The organism is Bradyrhizobium sp. HKCCYLRH3099 (assembly GCF_051167855.1).
Lineage (GTDB): Bacteria > Pseudomonadota > Alphaproteobacteria > Rhizobiales > Xanthobacteraceae > Bradyrhizobium.
Genome location: NZ_JBNPTW010000027.1, coordinates 68,253 through 89,589, shown reverse-complemented (window position 1 = coordinate 89,589; position 21,337 = coordinate 68,253). Strand labels below are relative to the sequence as shown.

The window sequence follows — 21,337 nt, the reverse complement described above, 5'->3', positions numbered from 1 at the left end:
GCTCCGCCTTCGCGGGGCATGACGAGGCATAGAGGATTGCTCATGACCACGCCGCTCAAGCCGCTCGATGATGCCGCCACCGACTTCGCCCGTCGCCATATCGGTCCCTCCCCGCGCGATGTCGCGGCGATGCTGGAGACCGTGGACGCGAAGAGCGTTGCCGAGCTGATGGCGCAGACCCTGCCCGGCACCATTCGACAGACCGCGCCGCTCACGCTGGAGCCCGCCTTGAGCGAGGTCGAGGCGATCGGCCACATGCGCGCGCTGGCGGCGCAGAACCAAGTCTTCACCTCGCTGATCGGCCAGGGCTATTCCGGCACGGTCATGCCGGCGGTGATCCAGCGCAACATCCTGGAGAACCCGGCCTGGTACACGGCCTACACGCCCTATCAGCCGGAGATCAGCCAGGGCCGGCTGGAGGCGCTGTTCAACTTCCAGACCATGATCTGCGACCTCACCGGGCTCGACGTCGCCAACGCCTCGCTGCTCGACGAGGGCACCGCGGCTGCGGAAGCGATGGCGCTCGCCGAACGTTCGTCGCACGCGAAGACCAAGGCGTTCTTCGTCGATCACAACGTTCACCCGCAGACGCTCGCCGTGCTGCGCACCCGCGCCGAGCCGCTGGGCTGGAAGCTGATCGTCGGCGATCCCGCGACGGATCTCGACAGCGCCGAGGTGTTCGGCGGGCTGCTGCAATATCCCGACACGACCGGCGCCTTGCGCGATCCGCGCGGCGCCATCGCCAAGCTGCACGACAAGGGGGCGCTGGCGATCCTCGCCGCCGACCTGCTGGCGGTGACCCTCGTCGCCTCGCCGGGCGAGCTCGGCGCCGACATCGCGATCGGTTCGGCGCAGCGGTTCGGCGTGCCGATGGGCTATGGCGGGCCGCACGCCGCCTACATGGCGGTGCGCGACGCGCTGAAGCGCTCGCTGCCGGGCCGCATCGTCGGCCTCTCGGTCGATTCGCGTGGCGCCCCCGCCTATCGGCTGGCGCTGCAGACCCGTGAGCAGCACATCCGGCGCGAGAAGGCGACCTCGAACATCTGCACCGCGCAGGTGCTGCTGGCAGTGATTGCCGCGATGTACGCGGTCTATCACGGCCCCGAAGGGCTGAAGGCGATTGCGCGCATGGTGCATCGCCGGACGACGGTCCTCGCGGCCGGCCTGCGCAAGCTCGGCTTCGCGCCCAGCAGCGACGCCTTCTTCGATACCGTCACCGTTGAGGCTGGTGGAAAGGCCGATTCGATCATCGCGCGTGCGGAAGGCGAGCGGATCAATCTCGGCCGCGACGGCGGCAAGCTGCGCATTGCGCTCGACGAGACCACGACGGCCGAGGTCGTCGAAGCCGTCTGGCGCGCGTTCGGCGGCGAGCTGTCCTACGCCGACGTCGAAGCTGGGGCGCGCGACGCCGTCCCGGCCGAGTTGAAGCGGCAGCGGCCTTACCTCACTCATCCGGTGTTCCACGCGCACCGCTCGGAGACCGAGATGCTGCGCTATCTGCGCAAGCTCGCCGACCGCGACCTCGCGCTCGACCGCGCGATGATTCCGCTCGGCTCGTGCACGATGAAGCTGAACGCGACGACGGAGATGATCCCGCTCACCTGGCCGGAATTCGCCAGCCTGCACCCGTTCGTGCCGCGCGCCCAGGCGGCCGGCTATCACGCGATGTTCGCCGACCTCCAGGACTGGCTGTGCCGGATCTCCGGCTATGACGCGGTGTCGCTGCAGCCGAACTCCGGCGCGCAGGGCGAATATGCCGGACTGCTGGCCATCCGCGGCTACCACGCCGCGCGCGGCGACAGCCATCGCACGATCTGCCTGATCCCCTCCTCCGCCCACGGCACCAATCCGGCGTCGGCGCACATGGTCGGGATGGAAGTGGTCGTGGTCGGCTGCGACACCGGCGGCAATGTCGACCTCGCCGATCTCAAGGCCAAGGCGGAGGCGCACAGCGCCAAGCTCGCGGCGATCATGATCACCTATCCCTCGACGCACGGCGTGTTCGAGGAGCACATCCGCGACATCTGCGACATCGTCCATGCGCATGGCGGACAGGTCTATCTCGATGGCGCCAATCTCAACGCCCAGGTCGGCCTCGCCCGTCCTGGCGACTACGGTGCCGATGTCAGCCATTTCAATTTGCACAAGACGTTCTGCATCCCGCATGGCGGCGGCGGCCCGGGCATGGGCCCGATCGGCGTCAAGGCGCATCTGGCGCCGTTCCTGCCGGTTCATCCGACCACGGATGGCGCAAGCGCGCATCCGGTCGGCCCGGTCTCGGCGGCGCCCTACGGCTCGGCCTCGATCCTGACCATCTCCTACATCTACATGCTGCTGATGGGCGGCGACGGCCTGACGCGCGCCACCGAGATCGCGATCCTCAACGCCAACTACGTCGCGGCCCGGCTCGATCAGCACTTCCCGGTGCTCTACCGCAACGAGCGTGGCCGCGTCGCGCATGAGTGCATCATTGATCCGCGCCCGCTCAAGCAGACCAGCGGCGTCACCGTCGACGACATCGCCAAGCGGCTGATCGACTACGGCTTCCACGCGCCGACGATGAGCTTCCCGGTCGCCGGCACCTTGATGATCGAGCCGACCGAGTCGGAGTCCAAGGCCGAGCTGGACAGGTTCTGCGACGCCATGATCGCGATCCGCAAGGAGATCGCCGCGGTCGAACAGGGCCGTTTCAAGATCGAGGCCTCGCCGCTGCGCCACGCGCCGCACACGGTGCACGACATCGCCGACGACGATTGGAACCGCGCCTATCGCCGCAGCGAAGGCTGCTTCCCGGAAGGCACCTCGCGCACCGACAAATACTGGTGCCCGGTCGGCCGCGTCGACAACGTCTATGGCGACCGGAATCTGGTGTGCTCCTGCCCGCCCGTCGGCGACTACGCGGAGGCAGCGGAGTAAGCGGCCTCGCAATCGCGCCAATGGACCACCTGCCACGGCTCGCGACAGTCGATGACGTGAGGCGTGTCAGGGTCCGGCGCGATCAGCACGCCGTGCCAGCGCCAGAGATTGGCGTTGGTCAATTCGGTGCCGCCCCACCAGCGCCGGATTGGATTGTGGACCGTAAAATCGTCCTCGCCGGCCAGGATGGCCTTGCCGAGCGGCGTCAGCGAAAGCGTGCTCGCCTTGTAGCGGTCGAGACGTTCACGACCGTGGTGCATCTCGATCGAGAATGGCCATTCGGCGAGGCCTGATATGACGGGCACCGGCGCCAGCGCCAGGCCGTCGAGCAAAGCACCCGCTTCCCAATAATCGAAGACGCGGCGTTGAAAGCGCTCCCGAAAGGGCGGAAGCACATCGAGCGGGTGCTCATAGCCCGCGGACAGCAATTCGAGGATTCGCAATTCCGAGGCTCCGAGGCCGCTCGTGTCGCCAGGAAGCTCATCGAGCAACTCCAGCACGCAGCGCCGAAGCTGCGGCAGCGCGCTGAGATCCTGCTTCAACAGGTCGAACCAAGCCTGCGGCGTCGGAGCTCGAAACGCCCGCCATGCGCGATGACCAAGCTCGAGATGCTCACGCGACACCGCGATGCCCATCGTCTGCTCGGCGATTTGCCAGGCGGGCGCATGAAGGGGGGTGTCGACATGCCGCAACACGATCTTGGTCGCGATCTCCGCGTGATGGCGGAGATAGTCCAACAACCAGATCAGGACCAACTGGTCGTTCGGTCGGGTGTCCATCCAGAGCTCGATACGATCGCAACGATCGACGATCTCGAGCAGACCCTTGCCGCGCACGCCGGCGGCCATCAGTTCGCGACGCGAGGCGAAATCCAACCAATGCGCCGCCTTCTGTCGCGGCGGGCGCGCGCCGAGAAAATTCGACAGCTCCGTATCGCACGGCAAAGGCCCCCACACGAAACGATGGAAAATCGGCACCACGAGATCGGCAAAGCCTCCTCTCCGCAGCGCACCGGCGCCGGGGTCATCGGCCGTGAGAATGAGGCTCGTCATCCGCTTGGCTCCGTCATCGCGCGATCGGCGCACGGCGCAGTCTGGCCGCCTGCAATCGGTCTAACCAAAAGTCGACGTCAGGCTCCTCGCGCCCTATCGGCCTCCCCGGTCCGGCGGCCGGCACACGCGCTTTCACCTGCTTGAACCCAGGAGGAAAGGACATCCATCAAGGCATGCGCGCTACGTCGATTGCCTCCGCCGGAGCCAGGCCAATCCACCAGAGCGCGAGATTGGGAAGCGTCGGGCGCCGGAACGTCGTCAAATCGACGTCTGCGGCGCCCGCGATGCTCGCTCTACTCCTCCGCCGGCTCCTCACCGTCGCCGTCGGCATCGCGCTCGGCGTTGCCGGCCAGGATCTGCTCGGCGATCAGACCGGAGTTCTGGCGGATCGCAGCCTCGATCTTCGCGGTCATATCGGGGTTGGCCTTGAGGAAGGTCTTCGAGTTCTCACGCCCCTGCCCGAGCCGCTGGCTGTCATAGGAGAACCAGGCGCCGGATTTCTCGACGATGCCGGCCTTGACGCCGAGATCGAGGATCTCGCCCATCTTCGACACGCCCTCGCCATACATGATGTCGAACTCGACCTGTTTGAACGGCGGCGCCAACTTATTCTTGACGACCTTGACGCGTGTAGAGTTTCCGATCACCTCGTCGCGCTCCTTGATCGCGCCGATGCGGCGGATGTCGAGGCGTACCGAGGCATAGAATTTCAGCGCATTGCCGCCGGTCGTGGTTTCGGGCGAGCCGTACATCACACCAATCTTCATGCGGATCTGGTTGATGAAGATCACCATCGTGTTGGACTTGTTGATCGAGGCCGTCAGCTTGCGCAGCGCCTGACTCATCAGGCGCGCCTGCAGGCCAGGTAGCGACTCGCCCATCTCGCCCTCGAGCTCGGCCTTCGGCACCAGCGCCGCCACGGAGTCGACGACCAGCACGTCGACCGCCCCCGACCGCACCAGGGTGTCGCAGATCTCCAGGGCCTGCTCGCCCGTATCCGGCTGCGAGATCAGCAGCTCGTCGATATTCACGCCCAGCTTGCGCGCATAGACCGGATCGAGCGCATGCTCGGCGTCGATGAAGGCGCAGATGCCGCCCTTCTTCTGCGCCTCCGCCACCGTGTGCAGCGCCAGCGTCGTCTTGCCCGAGGATTCCGGCCCGTAGATCTCGACGATACGTCCCTTCGGCAGGCCGCCGATGCCGAGCGCGATATCGAGCCCGAGGGAGCCGGTCGAGACCGTCTCGACATCCATCGAGCGGTCGTTCTTGCCCAGCTTCATCACCGAGCCCTTGCCGAACTGGCGTTCGATCTGGGACAGCGCAGCAGAGAGCGCCTTACTCTTATCCATGGAAGAACCTTCGACGATACGCAGGGCGGTGGCGGACATTGGCGCTCCTTATGGCGGGGATTCGCGGGATGGACAAACGGTTAACGAGGCCGGCCAGCAATCTTGAGATGAATGTACCCGATCTGTTCTTTGTTCGCAATATGTTCTTTCGCGCGTTTGCAGCCGTTCACAGCTTCCGCCAGAGGCAGCCCACATTGCCGCAGGAAAAAGTGGCTCAGCTCAAGAGCCGAGCCATGCGCAGCAAACGCGCCGCCAGGCAGCCATCCGGCACGCAGCGAGCTCACGATCGGGCACCAGCCTAGCCACGCGCGAACCGGCAGAGCACGCGCCAAGGAGGCCCTGACCACAACCAGACCGTGTTCCGGCACGCGGGAGCTGGACTGCGACAACACGCGCCTTGATGATGAGTTTGGAGATGGCGCCAGACACTTGCGCCGCCTGCCAGGTTCTGCCCTATCGTGGGGCATCTGCTCGCTCCTCGGACAGCTTCGAGCCGCATGACCATCTCCCCCGACACCATCACGCTGTGGCGCCCTGTCGGCCCCAAGGAACTTGCCTTGATCGAGGCGTCGGGCATGCGCGCGTTTCCGCCGCGGCTGCCGGAGCAACCCATCTTCTATCCGGTACTGACCGAGGACTACGCGGTGAAGATCGCGCGTGACTGGAACGTGCCCGCCAGCGGCAGCGGCCATGTTGTACGCTTCGACGTGCTGCGGGAGTTCATCGATCGCTATCCGGTGCAGCAGGCCGGTGGACGCGATCATCTCGAGTATTGGATTCCGAGCGAGGAGCTCGATGACTTCAACGCAGCCATCGTCGGCGCCATCACGCTCGTCAGAACATTTCCCTGAAACTATCAACTTCCTACACGCGTGCGCAGATCGCACATCCGTGGTTCTCCTGAGGGGAACGAAGTTCCATCGCCTCTTCTGCTTTTGTTCGGCTCATCTCGCAGGCAAACGCACGTCCAGAATGCAATTGACGGCGTGCACGGCGGCCGAAGCGCTTATGTGCGATGAGTTCCCATCGTCGTCGCCGCTGCAACTCCGCGGGCCTGCGACATCAAGACGGCGAGGACGTCCGCCGCTCGCACGTTCCCGAAGATGCCGCATGCGGCGCTCGTCTTATGTAGGTGATCGACCTCACTGATCCCTTGGTGCTCCCGAGATATTCAAGCAACCACCATTGTCATAAACTTGGGGTTGCGTTATAGCGTTCAGGTTGTCGGATCGTCGGAGCAAATTTTCACCAGCCCCGAATTTGTTTGTTCGTTTCGATAATGGTCGGAGCACATCCATCGGCGATGTGCTGCGGACCTGCCGCCTGCAACATCATTCCTTTGCAGGCGCCGTCACCGTAGGCGCAGGCCCTGAAACCATCAGCGCTGAAAGAAAGCCCCGGACGATGTCCGGGGCTTTTGACGTGATGCTCTGTGTCCCAAGAACATCTTGTCCGCAGCGACTGCGGCGCGCGCATGTCGATGCGACGAGCACACGACGCTGAGCGAGCGGCGATACAACCCTTGATTTGCCGCAAGGCGGGCAACCAGGTCGCGCGCTAAGATGAGCTGTCATTGCCGAACTGCCCTCGCCGGGAAGCTACGACGTTGACGCCGAGCCTCGGACCGCGGCGGTCCGAGGCTCTTTGCTCGCCTTCGGCTGCCGCTGGCGGCAGGTGGCCCGACTGTACAGCCTCGCTGCCCGTCCGGGTTGCGGCCGGGCCTCGGCCGGCCGTCCACCGTATTCTACCGGAATTGATCCAGGAGGGTTTTGCGCTTGAACTTGCGGTGCGTACATCAAACCCAGCGGCCTGGGGCGGTCAGGGCTCACCGGTTTTGGCAATGCCGCTCTATTTCTTTCGTATCCGCAATGGCCACTTCTCCGGCGCGTCCGAGTATGGGACAGAATGCGCCGATCGCAATGCAGCCTGGAAAGAGATGACCACGGTCTGCGCCGATATGGCCAGCAGCATCTCGCGCAAGCTCGCCGAAAACTCCGAGTGGCAGATGGAACTGCTCGATGAGACGCGACAGCCGGTGTTTCGGATCCGGATCGTCGCCGAGTCGCTCGATTAGGTCGTTCGGCGGGAGGCTTTTGCGCCGGGCGTGACACCTTGGAAGAGCTCCTCCGGAGCAGCGCAATTGAGGATTGCGCCGCGCCTCGCGGCGGGCTGTGATTTCCCGCGTGGTCTTGATTCAGATCAAATTGCCTGCCCCGGTCCTGGCAGAAGCTTGAATCTGTATGGGTAATCTGATCTTCAAATGTCCACGGACCGGGATGAACGTGCAGCATTGGCTGGAAGAGCCGAGGCCGGGCGATCCCACGAGCGCGTATGAGACCGTGGTCTGCAAGGCCTGTACGCGGCTTCACTTCATCAATCGCGATACCCGCAAGCTGCTCGGCGAAAAGGAATGACGCGCTGAGCCTTGGCGGTTCAGTCGGCGCTCGGCAGCCGCCGCATGGTGAACTCGATCGCCCCATCGGGAAGCTCGCGCCAGCTTTCGACGGCGCTCATGTACCCCGCCTTCGGGTACCGGGTCAGATAGTCGCGCGCCTTGGCGCGCGCCTCTTCCCGCGGCAGCGTGAAGGTGTCGCGCACATAGCCGTCGCCTCTTTGGCGCCGGGCTGCCATCCGGCTGGCAAGGTCCCGCGGGCGCAACCCCATCGACGAACTCCTCGGCGTTGCCACCCCGTCAATATAGACGAGGCGGCACGGAATCCGAGTCCGATGGTCCCGATTCGAAGTGCTAGGCTCCTGGCCTAGTTGGTGGTGGCGCCGGTCTTTGGCTTCTTGGCTGCCGTGGTCTTCACCGGCGGCGCCTTCGGCGGTTCCGCGGTGCGGACATTGCCCCAAGGATCCGCGGCGGACTTGGCGTCCGGAATCTTGCGCATCGTCTCCCTGTAGGCCTTGTCGCGCGCCGCTTCGGCCTCCTTTTCCTCGGGGGTCTTGGAGGGGGCGTCGGCCAGCAGATTGATATTGGGCATCTGCGCCACTGCGGGAACGGCCCAGCCGGTCAGCAAGGCGACCGTCATCGTCACGATCAGCTTCTTCATTGATTACTCCCCGGTATCGGGCCGCCTTATACCATCGCTCCACGGCGAGCCAAGGGCGGGCCACTCCCGCCGGGTCGGGCGCCATGTCGCACGATCGGCGTGCCGCCTGACCTCGCGCATGCGCCGCCTGTCCCCCGGCGCGCATTCATCATAGGTTCGCAACTCCGGCCTTTTCAAGCCGCCGGCCTGTCGCACGATGACCCGCGCCGCTGCGCGAACAGCAGGCCGGCCAGAACATGAATCAAAAGATGGAGGAGCCTGCCCGTGCCGAGCGATGCCCCGACCTTCACCATCGATGCGGCGCGCCGCATCCTCGATGACGTGTTCGCCCCCTGGATCAAGGATCTCGACCTTCGCGTCGAAGACATTGCGCCTTCTGCTCAGGGCGAGGCCGGGGCCATCCTGCGCCTGCCGTTTTCGCCACGGCTCTGCCGCGACAACGGCGTCGTGTGCGGCCAGGCACTGATGGCCTTCGCCGACACCGCGATGGTGATTGCGATGGTGACGGCGAGCGGCGGCTACCGGCCGATGACCACCGTCGATCAGACCACGCATTTCATGCGCGCGGCGGCGTCCTCCGACGTGCTGGCGGATGCGCGCGTTGTCCGCATGGGCCGCACCATGAGCTTCGGCCGGGTGACGCTGACCAGCGCCGGCGACGGCAAGCCTGTCGCGATGGTGTCGAGCGCCTTCGCGATGCTCTGAGCGCGGCTTCGGTGAATGCGGGGGTTAACAGAGCGTGAAAATGGCAGCTCTGGCCTCACGGATCGCATTCATTCCAACGAAACGCGGGCCTGATTTATTTTATCTGCTTTTGACGTGAAAGGTGACGGCATTCAGCACCGGGTTACAGGCCATGATCGAGACAGACAACAAACGCATCGCCCCCAGGCATCGTGTGCTCAAGCAGGGCAGGCTAGCGTTCGACGGTGGCGGCGCCGTGGACTGCATGGTCCGCAACATGTCGGACACCGGTGCGCGCGTGGAGGTGGTCAATCCGGTGGGCTTGCCCGGAGCCTTCACGCTGGTCATTCCGGCCGACAAGTTCACGCGGCGGTGTCACGCGGTCTGGAGCCACGACAAGCGGATCGGCGTCGCCTTCGATTGATGAATGCGCCGCCTACGCTTGGCGGCGCCGGCGCCAGCGCAACCATGCCAGCAGCAACGCCACCAGGACGACGAAACCTGCGCTGAGCGCACCGCCCGCAAACCTTCCGCCGGGACGATTGATCGTCCGCGACCACAGCGAGGGCGCTTCGCCGTCCCGCGCCAGGCGGAACGCCACGACCGCATCGCCCAATGAGGTGCCCGCCTCGGAATGGCCGCCGGCGGCGATCACGACATATTGCTCACCCTTCCATTGGTAGGTCATGGGATTCGCGACGCCAGGCGCCGGCAGGCGGCCCTGCCATAGCTCCCGTCCCGAGGCCGCATCGAACGCCCGCAGATAGGCATCCATCGCTCCGGTGAAGACGACACCGCCGGCGGTGACGACGACACCGTTGACGAGCGGCGTGCCCCATTTGAAGGCCAGCCCGAGCGGCGCACGATCCTCGGTGGTGCCGACCGTCGATCGCCACAGGATCCTGCCGGCCTTGAGATCGACGGCGACCATCTCGCCCCACGGCGGCCGGTTGCACAACAGACCGAGCTTCGACATGGCTACCGACCGCGTCACGGCGAACGGCGCGCCGCGCTGCAGTCCGAGATCCACGCCGCGATGCGGCGTCATCCGCTCGGCCTGGGCCCGCGGGATCAGCCTGACGATCTGAAGCGCGCGGCTGACATTGGCGTAGAGGATCTGGTGCACGGGATCGAAAGCCGCCCCGCCCCAGTTCACGCCGCCGCCGGTCATCGGAAAGAACAGCGTGCCCTGGGTGCTCGGCGGCGTGTACAGGCCGTCATTCCGCAACGGCGCGAGCTGATCGTCGCAGGAGGAATCGATCGCGCGCGGAACGGCCCTGAAAATCTCGTCGAGCGCGAAGCGCTGGTCCAGCAGCGGCGGCACGTGGGTCGGAAACGGCTGCGTCGGCGACAACGCTTCGCCCTCCGCGGCGCCCTGCGGCACGGCGCGCTCTTCCACCGGCCAGACCGGCTGTCCGGTGTCGCGGTCGAGCACGAACACGAAGCCCTGCTTGGTCGGCTGCATCACCACGTCGCGCGCGCCCTGCCCGGTCTCGATCCGCGCCAACGTCGGCTGCGCGGGAAGGTCGTAGTCCCAGACATCGTGATGGGTGGTCTGGAACGACCAGGCCAGAGTCCCACTGTCGGCGCGCAGGGCCACGACGGAATCGGCGTGCTTGTTGTCTCCGGGGCGCGCGCCGCCGAAGAAATCGGGGCTCGGCGAAGACGTCGGGAGGAAGACCAGGCCGCGCTCGTCGTCGACCGACATCGGCGCCCATACGTTGGCGTGCCCCGCCTGGATCCCATCATGGATCAGCGGATCGAAACTCCAGCGCAGCACGCCGGTGCGTGCGTCGAAGCCGCGGACCGTCCCCTTCGGTGCATCGAGCCTTTGATTGTCGGCGATCGACGAGCCGACCACCACGACGTCGCGGCCGACCACCGGCGCCGAGGTGATCTGGAATTCGCCCGGCCACAGCAAGTCCTTGGCGACGTCGATCCGGACCTCGCCCCCCTCGCCGAAGCCGGCACAGGGACGTCCGGTCCGCGCATCCAGCGCGATCAGCCGGGCATCGACCGCGCCCATGAAAAGCCTGCTGCGGCAGGGAGCATCGGCCGGCGCTGTCCGGTCGACCCAGGAGGTCACGCCACGGCAGGCATAACGATTGGCCGGACGCCGCCCGTCGCTGACCTTGGGATCGAAACGCCAGCGCTGCGCCCCCGTGCCGGGATCGAGCGCCACCACCTCGTTGAACGGCGTGCAGAACACCAGGCTGTCTTCAACCAGGATCGGCGTCGCCTCGAACTTGATGCGGAACGCGGCTGCCGGCGTCCGGCTCTCGAGATCTCCCGTGCGATAGTCCCAGGCGCGCAGCAGCCGGTCGACATTGGCCGGCGTGATCTCCGACAAGGGTGCGAACCGTGTCCCTCCGGCGTCGCCACCCCAATGCTGCCAGGACTGGGCCGGCGCCACCATGAGCTGGCTGCAGATGACCCCGATCCGGACCCGTTTTGGCAGCAGCGGCATGACCTCTTTCCCCCTCGGCTGTTCGCGTCCCAAGCGACGCACCGAAGGCATGAAACGCAGCGTTCCCAAGCCGATCCAGGCGGATGGGATGGACGGCGGTCCCGGTGGGACGAGCGGCCGGCGGCAATGACGACCGGCGGATAAGGGAAGACGAGCCCAAAGGCCGCAACCGCCAAGCAAGACGGCCGCCCTCAGGGCGGCCGCTGCGGGAACTCCGGTCGATGTAAGCAGTCAGTAGCCGTAGCCACGTCGCGGCGGGTAGTTCGACGGCCCCCGGCCATAGCCGCCGCCACCGTAGCCGCCACCAACACTGACGCCGAGGTTCACCGGCGGCACCACCCGGACCGGAGGTGGTGCATAGTAGGTCCGCGGCGGGGGCGGCGGCGCATAGACCACGACGTCGTCGCCGGGGTCGCGGCGAGTTGGGCGGCTGGCACGCTTCGGCGGATCTTCCTCGCGCTTTCGGGCCGGCTTCTCCTCGACGCGCTTCGGGGTTTCCGTCTTCCGGGGCGGCGGAGTCTGCGAGCACGGACAGGTCGGCCCTGCCGCGAGGTTGGCCGGCACCACCGGCGGGATCGCGGGGGCCGCGGCCACCACGGGCGTCACGACCGGACGATTGCGCAGCCGCTCGATCAGCTTGCGCGCGGTCGGCGTCAGATCGCTGTTCGGATAGCGGTCGAGAAAGCCCTGATAGGCCGCCACGGTGTTGATCAGCACAGCCTCGTTCCAGGCGGCCATCCTGTTGTGAAGGTCGAGCCACTCCCGCGCCTGCCGGCCGTAGGGCGGAGCGGTGTAGAGCGCCACGAAAGCCTCATAGGCTTCGACGCTGCCGTCGCCGACGATGATCTCGTTGGCGGACTCGATCGGCTTGCCCTGCAGGCTGCGCTTCCACTCGTCGACGCTGAGCTTGGCGACCGTGGGGCGCGGCCCGGCATTGGCGGCGTTCGCATCCGTCGACACCACGAAACGGAAATCTTCCGTCAGCGACGACGAATCCCATGGCGTCTGGCGGCCCTCGGTCGCCTTGTTGACGGCCACGCGGACCCGTTTGAACGCCTGTTCGATCGGCACGCCCGGCTCGCGCGCTGCCTGCAGCAGCGCGGTCGTGTAGGGGCTGTTGGCGCCGTTGCCGTCCTCGGCCTCGGCGCCGGGCGACGTCGAGTAGGACAGGAAGGTGCCCGGCGCGCCCGTCTTGGTGTCGACCAGCGCAAGGCCCCTGCCCGCGTTCTGATTGATGGACGGGAACGGATTGTTGCGGCACGCATCGAGCATCAGGATGCGCATCCGGCTCGGCACCGAATTCAGCGTGTTCAGGACATCGTTGAGGCGAACGGCCTGCAGGGGGATGTCGGCCTCCCGGCGCGGATCGACATCGACAGGCACGAGATAGTTCTCGCCGTCGATCTGCAGGCCATGACCTGCATAAAAGACCAGGGCCACCGTATCCGGTCCCTTGGCGGCGATCTTGGCGGCGAAGTCCCCCACTTCCCGGTTGAGGTCGCGCTGCGACAGGTCGGCGGCCGTCGTCACCTCGAAACCGGAATCGCCGAGCAGTTTCGCCATCGCCTTGGCGTCGTTGGCAGGGTTGGGCAACGGCGTCACCGCGCGATAGGACGACTGGCCGATCACCAGCGCCAATCTGCTGGTTTCGGCGGATGCTGCTGAAGCGAGGCCGGCCAACAGGCCGCCGGCCAGCAATGCGGCCCTGAGAGCGTGCCGAAACATGGGATCTCCAATCTGCTCATGCTATTGCCCATTGGTCGAGACGATCAACGGCGCGGTTCACTCATCCCGTGGCCAGCATCGAGCGGCGCAAACGAAACCGGGCGAGTTCCCGGCCTGATCCGCCGAACAACGCCCTCGTCCGAACTCTCCGCGTCACGAGGTGGCCATCGGACCTCTCTTGTCCGATAGATGCGCCAATCTGGATGTGATGTTCGTCACTTGACAACAAGCGGGACGGCAGCCGATGGCCGCGCATTTCGTCGGGGGAATGAGCACCGCCGTCGCATTTTACCGCACGCCCGTCAGGCTCTTTGAACTAAGGGACCCTGGTACCTTCAACGTGGACATTGTTAGTTCTTAGCTAACGCAAACACGGAACCGGCTAGCGAACGAATGGGTCAAATTTAACGTTTCCTGGGGATCATCTATCCGACTACGTGCATATTGCCCTGGGACTTGGTTCTTTCATGAACGTTCATCTCGTCGGCGATGACTCGGCCAAGCTCGCGCTGCTGCGAGGCATGCTGGCTGAACGCTGCTCGCTTACAACCGAGTTGATCTCGGATGCCGATCTCAAAGGCGGCAATATCGATGCCATCGTCGTTGCCGCGGATTTGCGCGACGTCGACAACATCACCGCATTGAAGGAAATCTCCGACCGGCTGTCGCGCATCCCGCGTCGAATTTTCCTGACCAACAACAAATCGCGCCTGTCGACCGTACAGGCCTATGCGCTCGGCGCCACGAGCGTGCTGTCGAGCACACCGAGTCGCAATCAGTTGCTGGGCAAGCTGCTCGATGCGCGGCCGAGCCCGGCTGCCAAGAGCGTCGTCGTGGACGACCGCCAGGCCGCGTTTACGGGTGCGGGCTGCATCGCGTCGATGTTTGCGGCGGTCCTGGGCGGTGCGGAGATCGACATCGAGGAGACGCGCCGCGCCGGCAAGCGGATCGCCGATTGCATCGCGGAAAACGGCCTCTCCGACTGGCTGGCCACCGTGCGCCGCCATCATGAAGGCACCTATCAGCATTGCCTGCTGGTCACCGGCGTCACGGTCGATTTCGGCCTGAGCCTCGGTGTCAACAGCACCGATCTCGAGCGGCTCTACATGGCCGCGATGTTTCACGACATCGGCAAGGCCAGGATTCCGCTCGCCGTCCTCGACAAGCCGGGCAAGCTCGATGGCAAGGAACGCGCGCTCGTCGAAACCCATCCGGCGGCCGGCTACGAAGCGCTGAAGGACAACACCGCGATCACCGAGGAAGTGCTGAAGGCGGTGCGCCATCATCACGAATTTCTCGATGGCAGCGGTTATCCGGACGGGTTGATGGCCAACAACATTCCCGACCTGACGCGCATCCTCACCATCTCCGACATCTTCTCGGCGCTGATCGAGTATCGCAGCTACAAGCCGGTGATGGCGCGCGAGAAGGCCTACGAGATTCTCCAGAGCATGGAGGGCAAGCTCGAAAAGCCGTTGATCGGCGCCTTCCGCGAGGTAGCGCTCATCCGCTGAATGCCGACGTGCTGAACGGGCCGTTAACGCAACGGCTCGAATTGTCGGGCGGCGACAAGCGTCTCTTGTGGGCTTTGCGCTAGTCTCTGCCGCACGCCGCGCGCGCAATCGCGCGCCGCCAGGGGACTTCGGGACGTGGCAGACATCATCGATCGCGCAATTGGGCCTGCTTCGACCAACATCAGGGAGCGGCACACGGAGCCGCTCGTGCGCGGCCTGGTGCCGCTCGAAAGTGCCTCCGAGCAGGCCTGGCGCGATCTGGCCGACCGCGCGCTCGAACCCAACGGCTACTATCTGCCCGGCTGGGAACGCGCGGTGAATGCCTCGGCCCGCGGCCGCACCGGCACCTCGGCGCTGTGCGCCTTCGACACGGACGAGCCGTCGCGCCTGATCGGCCTGATGCCGGTCACCTCGTTGTGGCGCGCCTACCGGCTGCCGCTGCCCGCTCTCGCCAGCGGCCATCCCTATGGCACCCTGTGCACGCCGCTGCTTGACGCCGACAGCGCGGAGGTGGCGGCAGCGCACCTGCTCGCCGCGGCCCGGCGCACCGGCGCACGTGCCCTCCTGCTGCGCGACATGTCCATCGCCGGCCCGGTCATGCAGGCCTTCGACGCCGTACTGCGCCGCGACGGCTTGCGCCCGCGAGTCCTGCAATCCTACGAGCGGGCGTTGCTCGATGCGACGGGGGATGGGGAGACGGTGCTGCAGGAAGCGCTGGGGGCCAAGAAGATGAAGGAGCTGCGCAGGCAGCGTCATCGGCTGGCCGAGCATGGCGAGATCAGGTTCGAGGTCGCGCGCGCGCCCGATGAAGCCGCTGCTGCGCTCGAGATATTTCTCGCGCTGGAGGCCGGCGGCTGGAAGGGACAGCGCGGCACGGCGCTGATCCAGCATGACGGCGACGCGGCGTTCATCCGCCGCGCGGTGCCGGCGCTCGCGCAGGAGGGCGCCTGCGAGATCATCCGTCTGCACGCCGGCGAGATCGCCGTGGCCGCGGGCGTCGTGCTGCGCCATCGCAGCCGCGCGTTCTTCTTCAAGCTCGGCGTCGACGAGCGCTTCGCGAAATACTCGCCCGGCGTCCAGCTGACGCTGGATCTGACGCGCCATCTCTGCAGCGATCCCGCGATCCGTTCGGCGGATTCCACCGCCGGCCCCGATCATCCGATGATCAATCCGATCTGGCGCGGCCGCCTGGCGATCGGTGACGTGCTGATCCCGCTCCACCAGCGCGATGCCGCCGTCGAACTCGTTCACGCCGCGCTGGCGGCGCGCCGCGAAGGATTGGCGCTGGCGCGTCGCGGGGTGCATCTGCTCCGCGCCCTGCGAAAAGGCCGGGCCGCTACTCGGCCGCCTCGGCATTGACCTCGGCCGACACCTGGCGGATGGCGCGCGCCAGCATCTGCGGGTCCTGCGCGCCGGACACCGCGTATTTCTGCGCGAAGACGTAGGTCGGCACGCCGGAGATGCCCTTCTCCGCCGCCTCCTGGGCCTGGGCCGACACAAGTTCGACGTCCTCGTCGGTCCCCAGCATCTTGCGGACGACATCAGGATTGAGCCCGATATCCGCGGCGGCCTGCACCAGCACCTCGGTGTCGGTGAGATCGCCGCCGTCGCGGAAGTACAATTCCATCAGCCGCTGCTTCATCTCCGGCGCCTTGCCGATCTCGCCGGCCCAGCGGATCAACCGGTGGCAATCGATCGTGTTGGGCTGGCGCGCGACCAGATCCGGCCGGTAGCTCAGCCCCTCCTGCTCGGCGGCCGCGACCACGCGGCCCGCGATGCCCTTGTAGGCCTCGACCGAACCGAACTTCGTCGTCAGATACTGCTCGCGGCTGATGCCCTCGCGCGGCACCCAGGGATTGAGGAAGAACGGCCGGTAGTTCAACGCGACCGGGACGTCCGGCACGAGCTTCAGCGCCTCCTCGATCCGGCGCTTGCCGATATAGCACCAAGGGCAGACGACGTCGGACACGACGTCGATGATCAGCGGCTTCAAGGTGCTCATGCCTCGCTCCGAGTTTGGCGTGCGGTTCACCCAAGATAAGGCCATACGCGGCCAGGACAAGCGGGAGTCACGGCGGGGTAACCATCTCCTTCAGCCTGCCGGCGGTGAGCTCATCGGCCGGGAAGAAGGTCTCCAGCGCCAGCTCCGACAGCGTGATGTCGACGGGCGTGCCGAACACCATGGTCGTCGAGAAGAAGCTCAGGACATCATCGCCCATCCGCAGCCGGAACGGGATCGCCACGCTATCGGCGGCGAGCGGCGCGGATCGCGCCGGCAGCGGATAGGATTTCAACTCCTGATACAGTTTCAGCAACTCGGCATCGGCGGTGGCCTCGCATTGCCGGTGCAATCGCTCCAGCAGATGTCCGCTCCATTCGGCGAGATTGGCGGTGCGTGAGGCGAGCCCGTCAGGATGCAGCGCCACCCGCAGCACGTTGAGCGGCGGCGCGAGCAGCCGCTCCGGAATGCCCGCGAGCAGCGGCGCAATCATGCGGTTGGCCGCAACGAGGTTCCAATGACGATCGACCGCGAGCGCAGGGTTCGGCTCATGCGCCTTGAGCACAAGGTTCATCGCCTCGCGCGCCGGCTTCAGCGCGGGATCGTCGAGGGAGCGCTGCTGGAACGCCGGCGCATAGCCCGCAGCGACCAGCAGCACGTTGCGCTCACGCAGGGGCACGTCCAATCGCTCTGCCAGCTTGAGGACCATGTCGCGCGACGGCGCGGCGCGGCCAGTCTCCACGAAGCTCAGATGTCGCGCCGAGATCTCCGCATCGAGCGCGAGGTCGAGCTGGCTGAGATGCCGGCGCTGCCGCCACTGCCGCAGATGCTCGCCGACATGAACGGGTTTGGCGCGGTCGGCACGCGCCGAAGCAAGCTGTGTCATGGACGGAAGACCTATCACGCAGACGTCAGCGCCACCATGACGTGCGAGGTAATCGAAATGCCTCCTCCGCCGGGCCATCGTCATCACCACAGGAGATGACCGATGAGCAAACCGGGCAAGTCCACGACCTTTCCATTCGGCGCCGTCAGCCGCTGGATGGCGGGACTTGCCACCTCGCTCCTGGCGCGCTCGCTCAACCTGCCGGAGCCGCTGCTGCACGTCACCGGCAGCCTCGTCTTCGCGCAGGTCACCGAGATCGAGATCCGGGCCGCACGCTCGCTGCGCCCGGCGCGCCTGCGCCGTCAGCTCCTCGCCTGGTTCCGTTGAACCGTCCACCGCCCCAAACGAAGGAGACCCGACATGATCACCTCGTCCACCCTGCTCCGCCGCGCCCTCATCGCCGATGCCGTGTTCAGCGGTGTCGCCGGACTCGCGCTGACCTTCGATGCATCGCCGCTCGCTGCGCTGATGCAACTGCCCGAGGCGCTGCTGCGGGAGACCGGCCTGTTCCTCATCGTCTATGCAGGCTTCGTCGGCTGGCTCGGCACGCGCGCAACAGTCGCAAAGCCGTTGGTCATGCTGGTGATCGCCGGCAATGCCGCATGGACGGTCGGCAGCATCGCGCTGTTGTTCTCCGGCCTCGTCACGCCGAACGTCCTGGGCGAGATCTTCATCGCGGCGCAGGCGGTCGGCACCGGCGTGTTCGCCGAGCTGCAGTATATGGGCCTGCGCCGCAGCGCCGGCGCGGTCGCGGCCTGAGGCCGATCGGTGGTGAGCGCCGGCCGGCCGTATCGACCGGCCAGGCGCTCGCCTCCGAACCGAAATGAGGACATGCGTGCCCGGCGTATCTCCTGCATAGTCGCGCATCGACAGGAGATCGCAGCGATGCAGCCGCAGGTCAGCGGAACGGAAGGCTACGCCGCCGAGGCCGATCAGTTGTTCGTGCGCTACGAAAACATTCCGCCGCAACAGGTGCACGCGGCGGTGCTTCATCTGCTGCCGAGGACGCCCGCCCGCGTGCTCGACATCGGCGCGGGGACCGGGCGCGACGCTGCCTGGTTGGCAGGCCTTGGACATCGAGTGGTCGCTGTCGAGCCGACTGAGGCGCTGCGAATTCGCGCGATGCGGCTTCATGCCTCGCCGGCCATCACCTGGATCGATGACAGCCTGCCCGACCTTGCGGCGCTGTCCGCCCGTGACGAGCCGTTCGATCTCGTCATGTTGACGGCCGTCCTCATGCATCTCGACGACGCGCAGCGGCGACGCGCGCTTCCCAACATCGCGACGCAGGTCGCGCCGGGCGGCACGCTGATCATGACTTTGCGGCACGGACCGATCCCGCCGGGCCGCCGAATGTTCGAGGTCGATGCGGCAGCGGTCGTTGCGCCGATGCGACAGCTCGGCCTGGACCTCGAGCTCAAACGTCAGACTGCATCGGTGGGCGTTGCGAACCAGGCCGCTGGCGTGAGCTGGACGACGCTGGCTTTTGCCAGACGGCCCTGACAGGCCGGCAAACCCCGCAAGCGGGATCAGGCCGCTTTCGCGGTGCTGGACTTGGTCTTGGGACGCTTGGTGAGACCGCCTGCGGCGCGCTTGGTCTTGCCACGAGTTTTGCCGCGGCTCTTGGCCGCCTTGTCCATGCTGGCCTTGGCCTTCGCCCGCTGCTTGGCCTTGTCCTTGGCGAGCTTCTCCGACTCTTTCCGGGACTTCTTCTCGGCCTTGCGCGCGTCCTTGGCCTTTTCCTTGGCCTTCTCCTGCGCCCGCTCGGCACGCGCCTCGGCCTTCTTCTTCGCGCGCTTCTTCTCGCAGGCCTCGCACTTGCAGCCGATCGGCTTCAGATAGGCTTTGAAATAGTCGGTGCCGTAATCGTAGTTGATCTCGTCGCCCGGCGCGATGTTCTTGATCGCCCGGATGAAGATCTTCTTCTTGCGCGGCTTGACGTCGGACTCGGCGTTCGGCTTGCAGGAGTGATTGATGTAGCGGGCGACGTTCTCGCGGATCGAGCCGTCGATGGTCCAGCGCTTGTCGAGCTCGAACAGATATTTGTTCTCGATCGCGTCTTCTTCCGCCTTTTTCGAGTCCAGCAACGGACCGAAATAACGGATGATCTTGGTGCCCTTCTTGATCGGCTGGGTGGCGAACAGGCCGAGCCCCGTCTTGGAGCGGCCGATGCGATAGGGTTTGGACGGCGGGATGACAGGCATGAGCGATGAGTTGAGATGGACCTCGCGAGGGGGCCGTTCTAGGATAAAATCGCGGCGCTGTCAGGTGTTTCCCACCGCTGCGGCGCGCCGTCCCCAGCTTGCAGCGTCGACTGCTCGACGAGTTCCTGACTTCACGGGCCCTCACATGTCCAAATGTCTCACCCTTGGCGCGGCGCTGCGAATCAGTGCTGCAGTCATGTTCTGCAGCGTGTGGATGAACCAGGCCGCGGCCGAGACCATCGCGAGCGCCTACACGTCCGCGGCGGAGAAGGATTGCCGTACGGTCGGCAAGCCCGAGGGGGACAGCTCGACCCAGACCTGCCCCGGCAAGGACGGCCTGATCGTCCTCGTCAACGAGGACGATCTGCGCCAGACCGTCTCGGTCGGTCGCAACGCCCGTGCCGCCGCCAAGGAGCCGGCCGCGGAGACCTTCTTTGGACCGTTCAACTCGGCCGGCCCCACGATCGAATGGCGGATGGCCGACCGCAAGCCGTTTGCGATCATCCAGCGCTGGCAGATCGCGGACAATGACGATCAGGGCAAGGCGGGTCCGACCAACAAGCCGATGCTGATCGTGACGCGGCTGCCGCCGGGCCCAGTGTGCCACGTCGCCTATATCGATGCCGCCGCCAATCCCAACGCCAACGAACTGGCGCGGCAGGTCGCAGATGAGAGCGCGCGCGGCTTCGCCTGCGGCAAGGACAAGGTGAAGGTCGCAGGCAACCGCGGCCGCGCCGTCGATCTGGCGCTCCCAAAGCGCTAGCCCTTCGTGAGTCAGGCACGCTTGTCCTTGAGCCGGTGATAGCGGGCGAGCAGCCGCTCGCCTTTCGCAGCGATCCGGCGGGCCGCCGCGACGGTCCGCGGCACCGGCTCGCCCCAGGCATGCGCCGACAGCGCAAGCCGCGTCGGCTGTCCGTCGGCATCGACCAGCGGCGGCAACTTCTCGCGCCCGTAGAACCGCACCGCCCAGCTGCCCTTGCGGCGCATCTCCTGCGGCGTCATTTCGGATGCCTTCTTGGTGACGCCCGGCTTGAGATGCGCGCCGTCGCGCTTCGCGAAGGCCTTGCGCCCGGCTGCCGTCAGTCCGCCGCGCGGATCTTTCTCGCGCGCGCGGCTCGCTGTCTTGCGCTTCGTCTTGCGTGCCCCGGAGCGGCCTGTGCTGCGCTTTGTCGCCCGCTTCGCGGTGTGCTTCTTGGACGACGCTGCCGCGCGCGTCGTCTTCGCTGTCTTCGACTTCGCGGTGCGCTTGCGACCGCTGGTCTTGGTCTTCGTGGCCTTCTTGGCTGCGACGCGCATGTTGTCGACTAGATTGGGATAGCGCCGGCCGGCGCGCTTGGCGCGCGCCTTGGCCTTGGCCTTTTCGGCCGGCGTCAGATGGGTGGAGGCCTTGCCGGCGCGCTTGCGCGGGTTGGCCTTGCTCCAGGGAGCGCGCGGTGTTCGTGCCATGCGCCACCAACGCATGACCCCTGCCCCGGTTTCCGCTGCGTC

At 66.2% G+C, this 21,337-nt stretch carries 22 protein-coding genes; 12 read left to right on the top strand and 10 right to left on the bottom strand.

Annotation, left to right across the window (positions count from 1 at the left end; translation table 11 throughout):
• Positions 1–42 precede the first annotated feature (42 nt).
• On the top strand, positions 43–2,916 hold the full coding sequence (gene gcvP, locus ACQR1Y_RS33205) for an aminomethyl-transferring glycine dehydrogenase (protein WP_434879716.1): 2,874 nt from the start codon (positions 43–45) through the stop codon (positions 2,914–2,916).
• Here gcvP and ACQR1Y_RS33200 read toward each other — a convergent pair.
• Both ACQR1Y_RS33200 and recA read right to left on the bottom strand, forming a co-directional pair.
• Complete coding sequence (locus ACQR1Y_RS33200; protein WP_434879717.1) at positions 2,895–3,968, bottom strand: DUF1835 domain-containing protein; 1,074 nt, start codon at positions 3,966–3,968, stop codon at positions 2,895–2,897. The two genes, gcvP and ACQR1Y_RS33200, sit on opposite strands and share 22 nt — an antisense overlap.
• Before the next feature lie 293 nt (positions 3,969–4,261).
• Positions 4,262–5,356, bottom strand: a complete 1,095-nt coding sequence (gene recA / locus ACQR1Y_RS33195; RefSeq protein ID WP_315720995.1) for a recombinase RecA — start codon at positions 5,354–5,356, stop codon at positions 4,262–4,264.
• A 458-nt stretch (positions 5,357–5,814) separates the two neighbouring features.
• On the opposite strand from recA, the gene ACQR1Y_RS33190 reads away from it, so the two are divergent.
• The 3 genes from ACQR1Y_RS33190 to ACQR1Y_RS33180 all read left to right on the top strand — a co-directional run bounded on the left by ACQR1Y_RS33190 (position 5,815) and on the right by ACQR1Y_RS33180 (position 7,731).
• Positions 5,815–6,168, top strand: coding sequence for an ADP-ribosylation/crystallin J1 (locus tag ACQR1Y_RS33190; protein WP_434860978.1), 354 nt, complete (start codon positions 5,815–5,817; stop codon positions 6,166–6,168).
• 989 nt (positions 6,169–7,157) lie between these two features.
• On the top strand, positions 7,158–7,391 hold the full coding sequence (locus ACQR1Y_RS33185) for a DUF6894 family protein (RefSeq protein ID WP_434861068.1): 234 nt from the start codon (positions 7,158–7,160) through the stop codon (positions 7,389–7,391).
• Between the two features lie 166 nt (positions 7,392–7,557).
• The gene (locus ACQR1Y_RS33180; protein WP_434879718.1) at positions 7,558–7,731 is read left to right on the top strand and encodes a hypothetical protein; all 174 of its coding nucleotides are present in this window, start codon (positions 7,558–7,560) and stop codon (positions 7,729–7,731) included.
• A gap of 19 nt (positions 7,732–7,750) precedes the next feature.
• Here the strand turns inward: ACQR1Y_RS33180 and ACQR1Y_RS33175 are convergent, their stop codons facing one another.
• Positions 7,751–7,981, bottom strand: coding sequence for a hypothetical protein (locus tag ACQR1Y_RS33175; protein ID WP_434860977.1), 231 nt, complete (start codon positions 7,979–7,981; stop codon positions 7,751–7,753).
• 95 nt (positions 7,982–8,076) lie between these two features.
• The gene (locus tag ACQR1Y_RS33170) at positions 8,077–8,370 is read right to left on the bottom strand and encodes a hypothetical protein (protein ID WP_434860976.1); all 294 of its coding nucleotides are present in this window, start codon (positions 8,368–8,370) and stop codon (positions 8,077–8,079) included.
• A 264-nt stretch (positions 8,371–8,634) separates the two neighbouring features.
• Between ACQR1Y_RS33170 and ACQR1Y_RS33165 the strand changes: the two genes are divergently transcribed.
• Both ACQR1Y_RS33165 and ACQR1Y_RS33160 read left to right on the top strand, forming a co-directional pair.
• Positions 8,635–9,075 (top strand): PaaI family thioesterase, encoded by a 441-nt coding sequence (locus tag ACQR1Y_RS33165; RefSeq protein WP_434879719.1) that lies wholly within the window; start codon positions 8,635–8,637, stop codon positions 9,073–9,075.
• Between the two features lie 151 nt (positions 9,076–9,226).
• Positions 9,227–9,478 (top strand): PilZ domain-containing protein, encoded by a 252-nt coding sequence (locus ACQR1Y_RS33160; protein ID WP_434861067.1) that lies wholly within the window; start codon positions 9,227–9,229, stop codon positions 9,476–9,478.
• Positions 9,479–9,490: 12 nt separating this feature from the next.
• Here the strand turns inward: ACQR1Y_RS33160 and ACQR1Y_RS33155 are convergent, their stop codons facing one another.
• Both ACQR1Y_RS33155 and ACQR1Y_RS33150 read right to left on the bottom strand, forming a co-directional pair.
• A complete protein-coding gene (locus ACQR1Y_RS33155) occupies positions 9,491–11,470 on the bottom strand; it encodes a pyrroloquinoline quinone-dependent dehydrogenase (RefSeq protein ID WP_434879767.1) in 1,980 nt (659 codons plus the stop codon).
• A gap of 282 nt (positions 11,471–11,752) precedes the next feature.
• The gene (locus ACQR1Y_RS33150) at positions 11,753–13,246 is read right to left on the bottom strand and encodes a caspase family protein (protein WP_434879720.1); all 1,494 of its coding nucleotides are present in this window, start codon (positions 13,244–13,246) and stop codon (positions 11,753–11,755) included.
• Between the two features lie 467 nt (positions 13,247–13,713).
• Between ACQR1Y_RS33150 and ACQR1Y_RS33145 the strand changes: the two genes are divergently transcribed.
• Both ACQR1Y_RS33145 and ACQR1Y_RS33140 read left to right on the top strand, forming a co-directional pair.
• Entirely contained in the window at positions 13,714–14,760 is a 1,047-nt protein-coding gene (locus ACQR1Y_RS33145; protein ID WP_434879721.1) for an HD-GYP domain-containing protein, read from the top strand.
• A gap of 135 nt (positions 14,761–14,895) precedes the next feature.
• Positions 14,896–16,119 carry a GNAT family N-acetyltransferase gene (locus tag ACQR1Y_RS33140; RefSeq protein ID WP_434879722.1) on the top strand — a complete coding sequence of 408 codons (1,224 nt, stop codon included), beginning with the start codon at positions 14,896–14,898 and terminating at the stop codon, positions 16,117–16,119.
• On the opposite strand, the gene ACQR1Y_RS33135 is transcribed toward ACQR1Y_RS33140, so the two are convergent.
• The gene (locus ACQR1Y_RS33135) at positions 16,097–16,762 is read right to left on the bottom strand and encodes a DsbA family oxidoreductase (RefSeq protein ID WP_434879723.1); all 666 of its coding nucleotides are present in this window, start codon (positions 16,760–16,762) and stop codon (positions 16,097–16,099) included. The two genes, ACQR1Y_RS33140 and ACQR1Y_RS33135, sit on opposite strands and share 23 nt — an antisense overlap.
• Before the next feature lie 67 nt (positions 16,763–16,829).
• A complete protein-coding gene (locus tag ACQR1Y_RS33130) occupies positions 16,830–17,645 on the bottom strand; it encodes a helix-turn-helix domain-containing protein (RefSeq protein WP_434879724.1) in 816 nt (271 codons plus the stop codon).
• A gap of 102 nt (positions 17,646–17,747) precedes the next feature.
• Between ACQR1Y_RS33130 and ACQR1Y_RS33125 the strand changes: the two genes are divergently transcribed.
• The 3 genes from ACQR1Y_RS33125 (at position 17,748) to ACQR1Y_RS33115 (ending at position 19,148) form a co-directional block, all read left to right on the top strand.
• Positions 17,748–17,972, top strand: a complete 225-nt coding sequence (locus ACQR1Y_RS33125; protein WP_434879725.1) for a hypothetical protein — start codon at positions 17,748–17,750, stop codon at positions 17,970–17,972.
• Positions 17,973–18,005: 33 nt separating this feature from the next.
• On the top strand, positions 18,006–18,404 hold the full coding sequence (locus ACQR1Y_RS33120; protein WP_434879726.1) for a hypothetical protein: 399 nt from the start codon (positions 18,006–18,008) through the stop codon (positions 18,402–18,404).
• 126 nt (positions 18,405–18,530) lie between these two features.
• Positions 18,531–19,148, top strand: a complete 618-nt coding sequence (locus ACQR1Y_RS33115; protein ID WP_434879727.1) for a class I SAM-dependent methyltransferase — start codon at positions 18,531–18,533, stop codon at positions 19,146–19,148.
• A 26-nt stretch (positions 19,149–19,174) separates the two neighbouring features.
• On the opposite strand, the gene ACQR1Y_RS33110 is transcribed toward ACQR1Y_RS33115, so the two are convergent.
• The gene (locus ACQR1Y_RS33110; protein ID WP_434879728.1) at positions 19,175–19,849 is read right to left on the bottom strand and encodes an SET domain-containing protein; all 675 of its coding nucleotides are present in this window, start codon (positions 19,847–19,849) and stop codon (positions 19,175–19,177) included.
• Positions 19,850–20,063: 214 nt separating this feature from the next.
• Between ACQR1Y_RS33110 and ACQR1Y_RS33105 the strand changes: the two genes are divergently transcribed.
• Positions 20,064–20,612, top strand: a complete 549-nt coding sequence (locus ACQR1Y_RS33105; RefSeq protein ID WP_434879729.1) for a hypothetical protein — start codon at positions 20,064–20,066, stop codon at positions 20,610–20,612.
• Positions 20,613–20,623: 11 nt separating this feature from the next.
• Here the strand turns inward: ACQR1Y_RS33105 and ACQR1Y_RS33100 are convergent, their stop codons facing one another.
• Positions 20,624–21,295: a DUF6321 domain-containing protein gene (locus tag ACQR1Y_RS33100; protein ID WP_434879730.1), complete on the bottom strand. Its 672-nt coding sequence runs from the start codon at positions 21,293–21,295 to the stop codon at positions 20,624–20,626.
• Between the last annotated feature and the right edge of the window lie 42 nt (positions 21,296–21,337).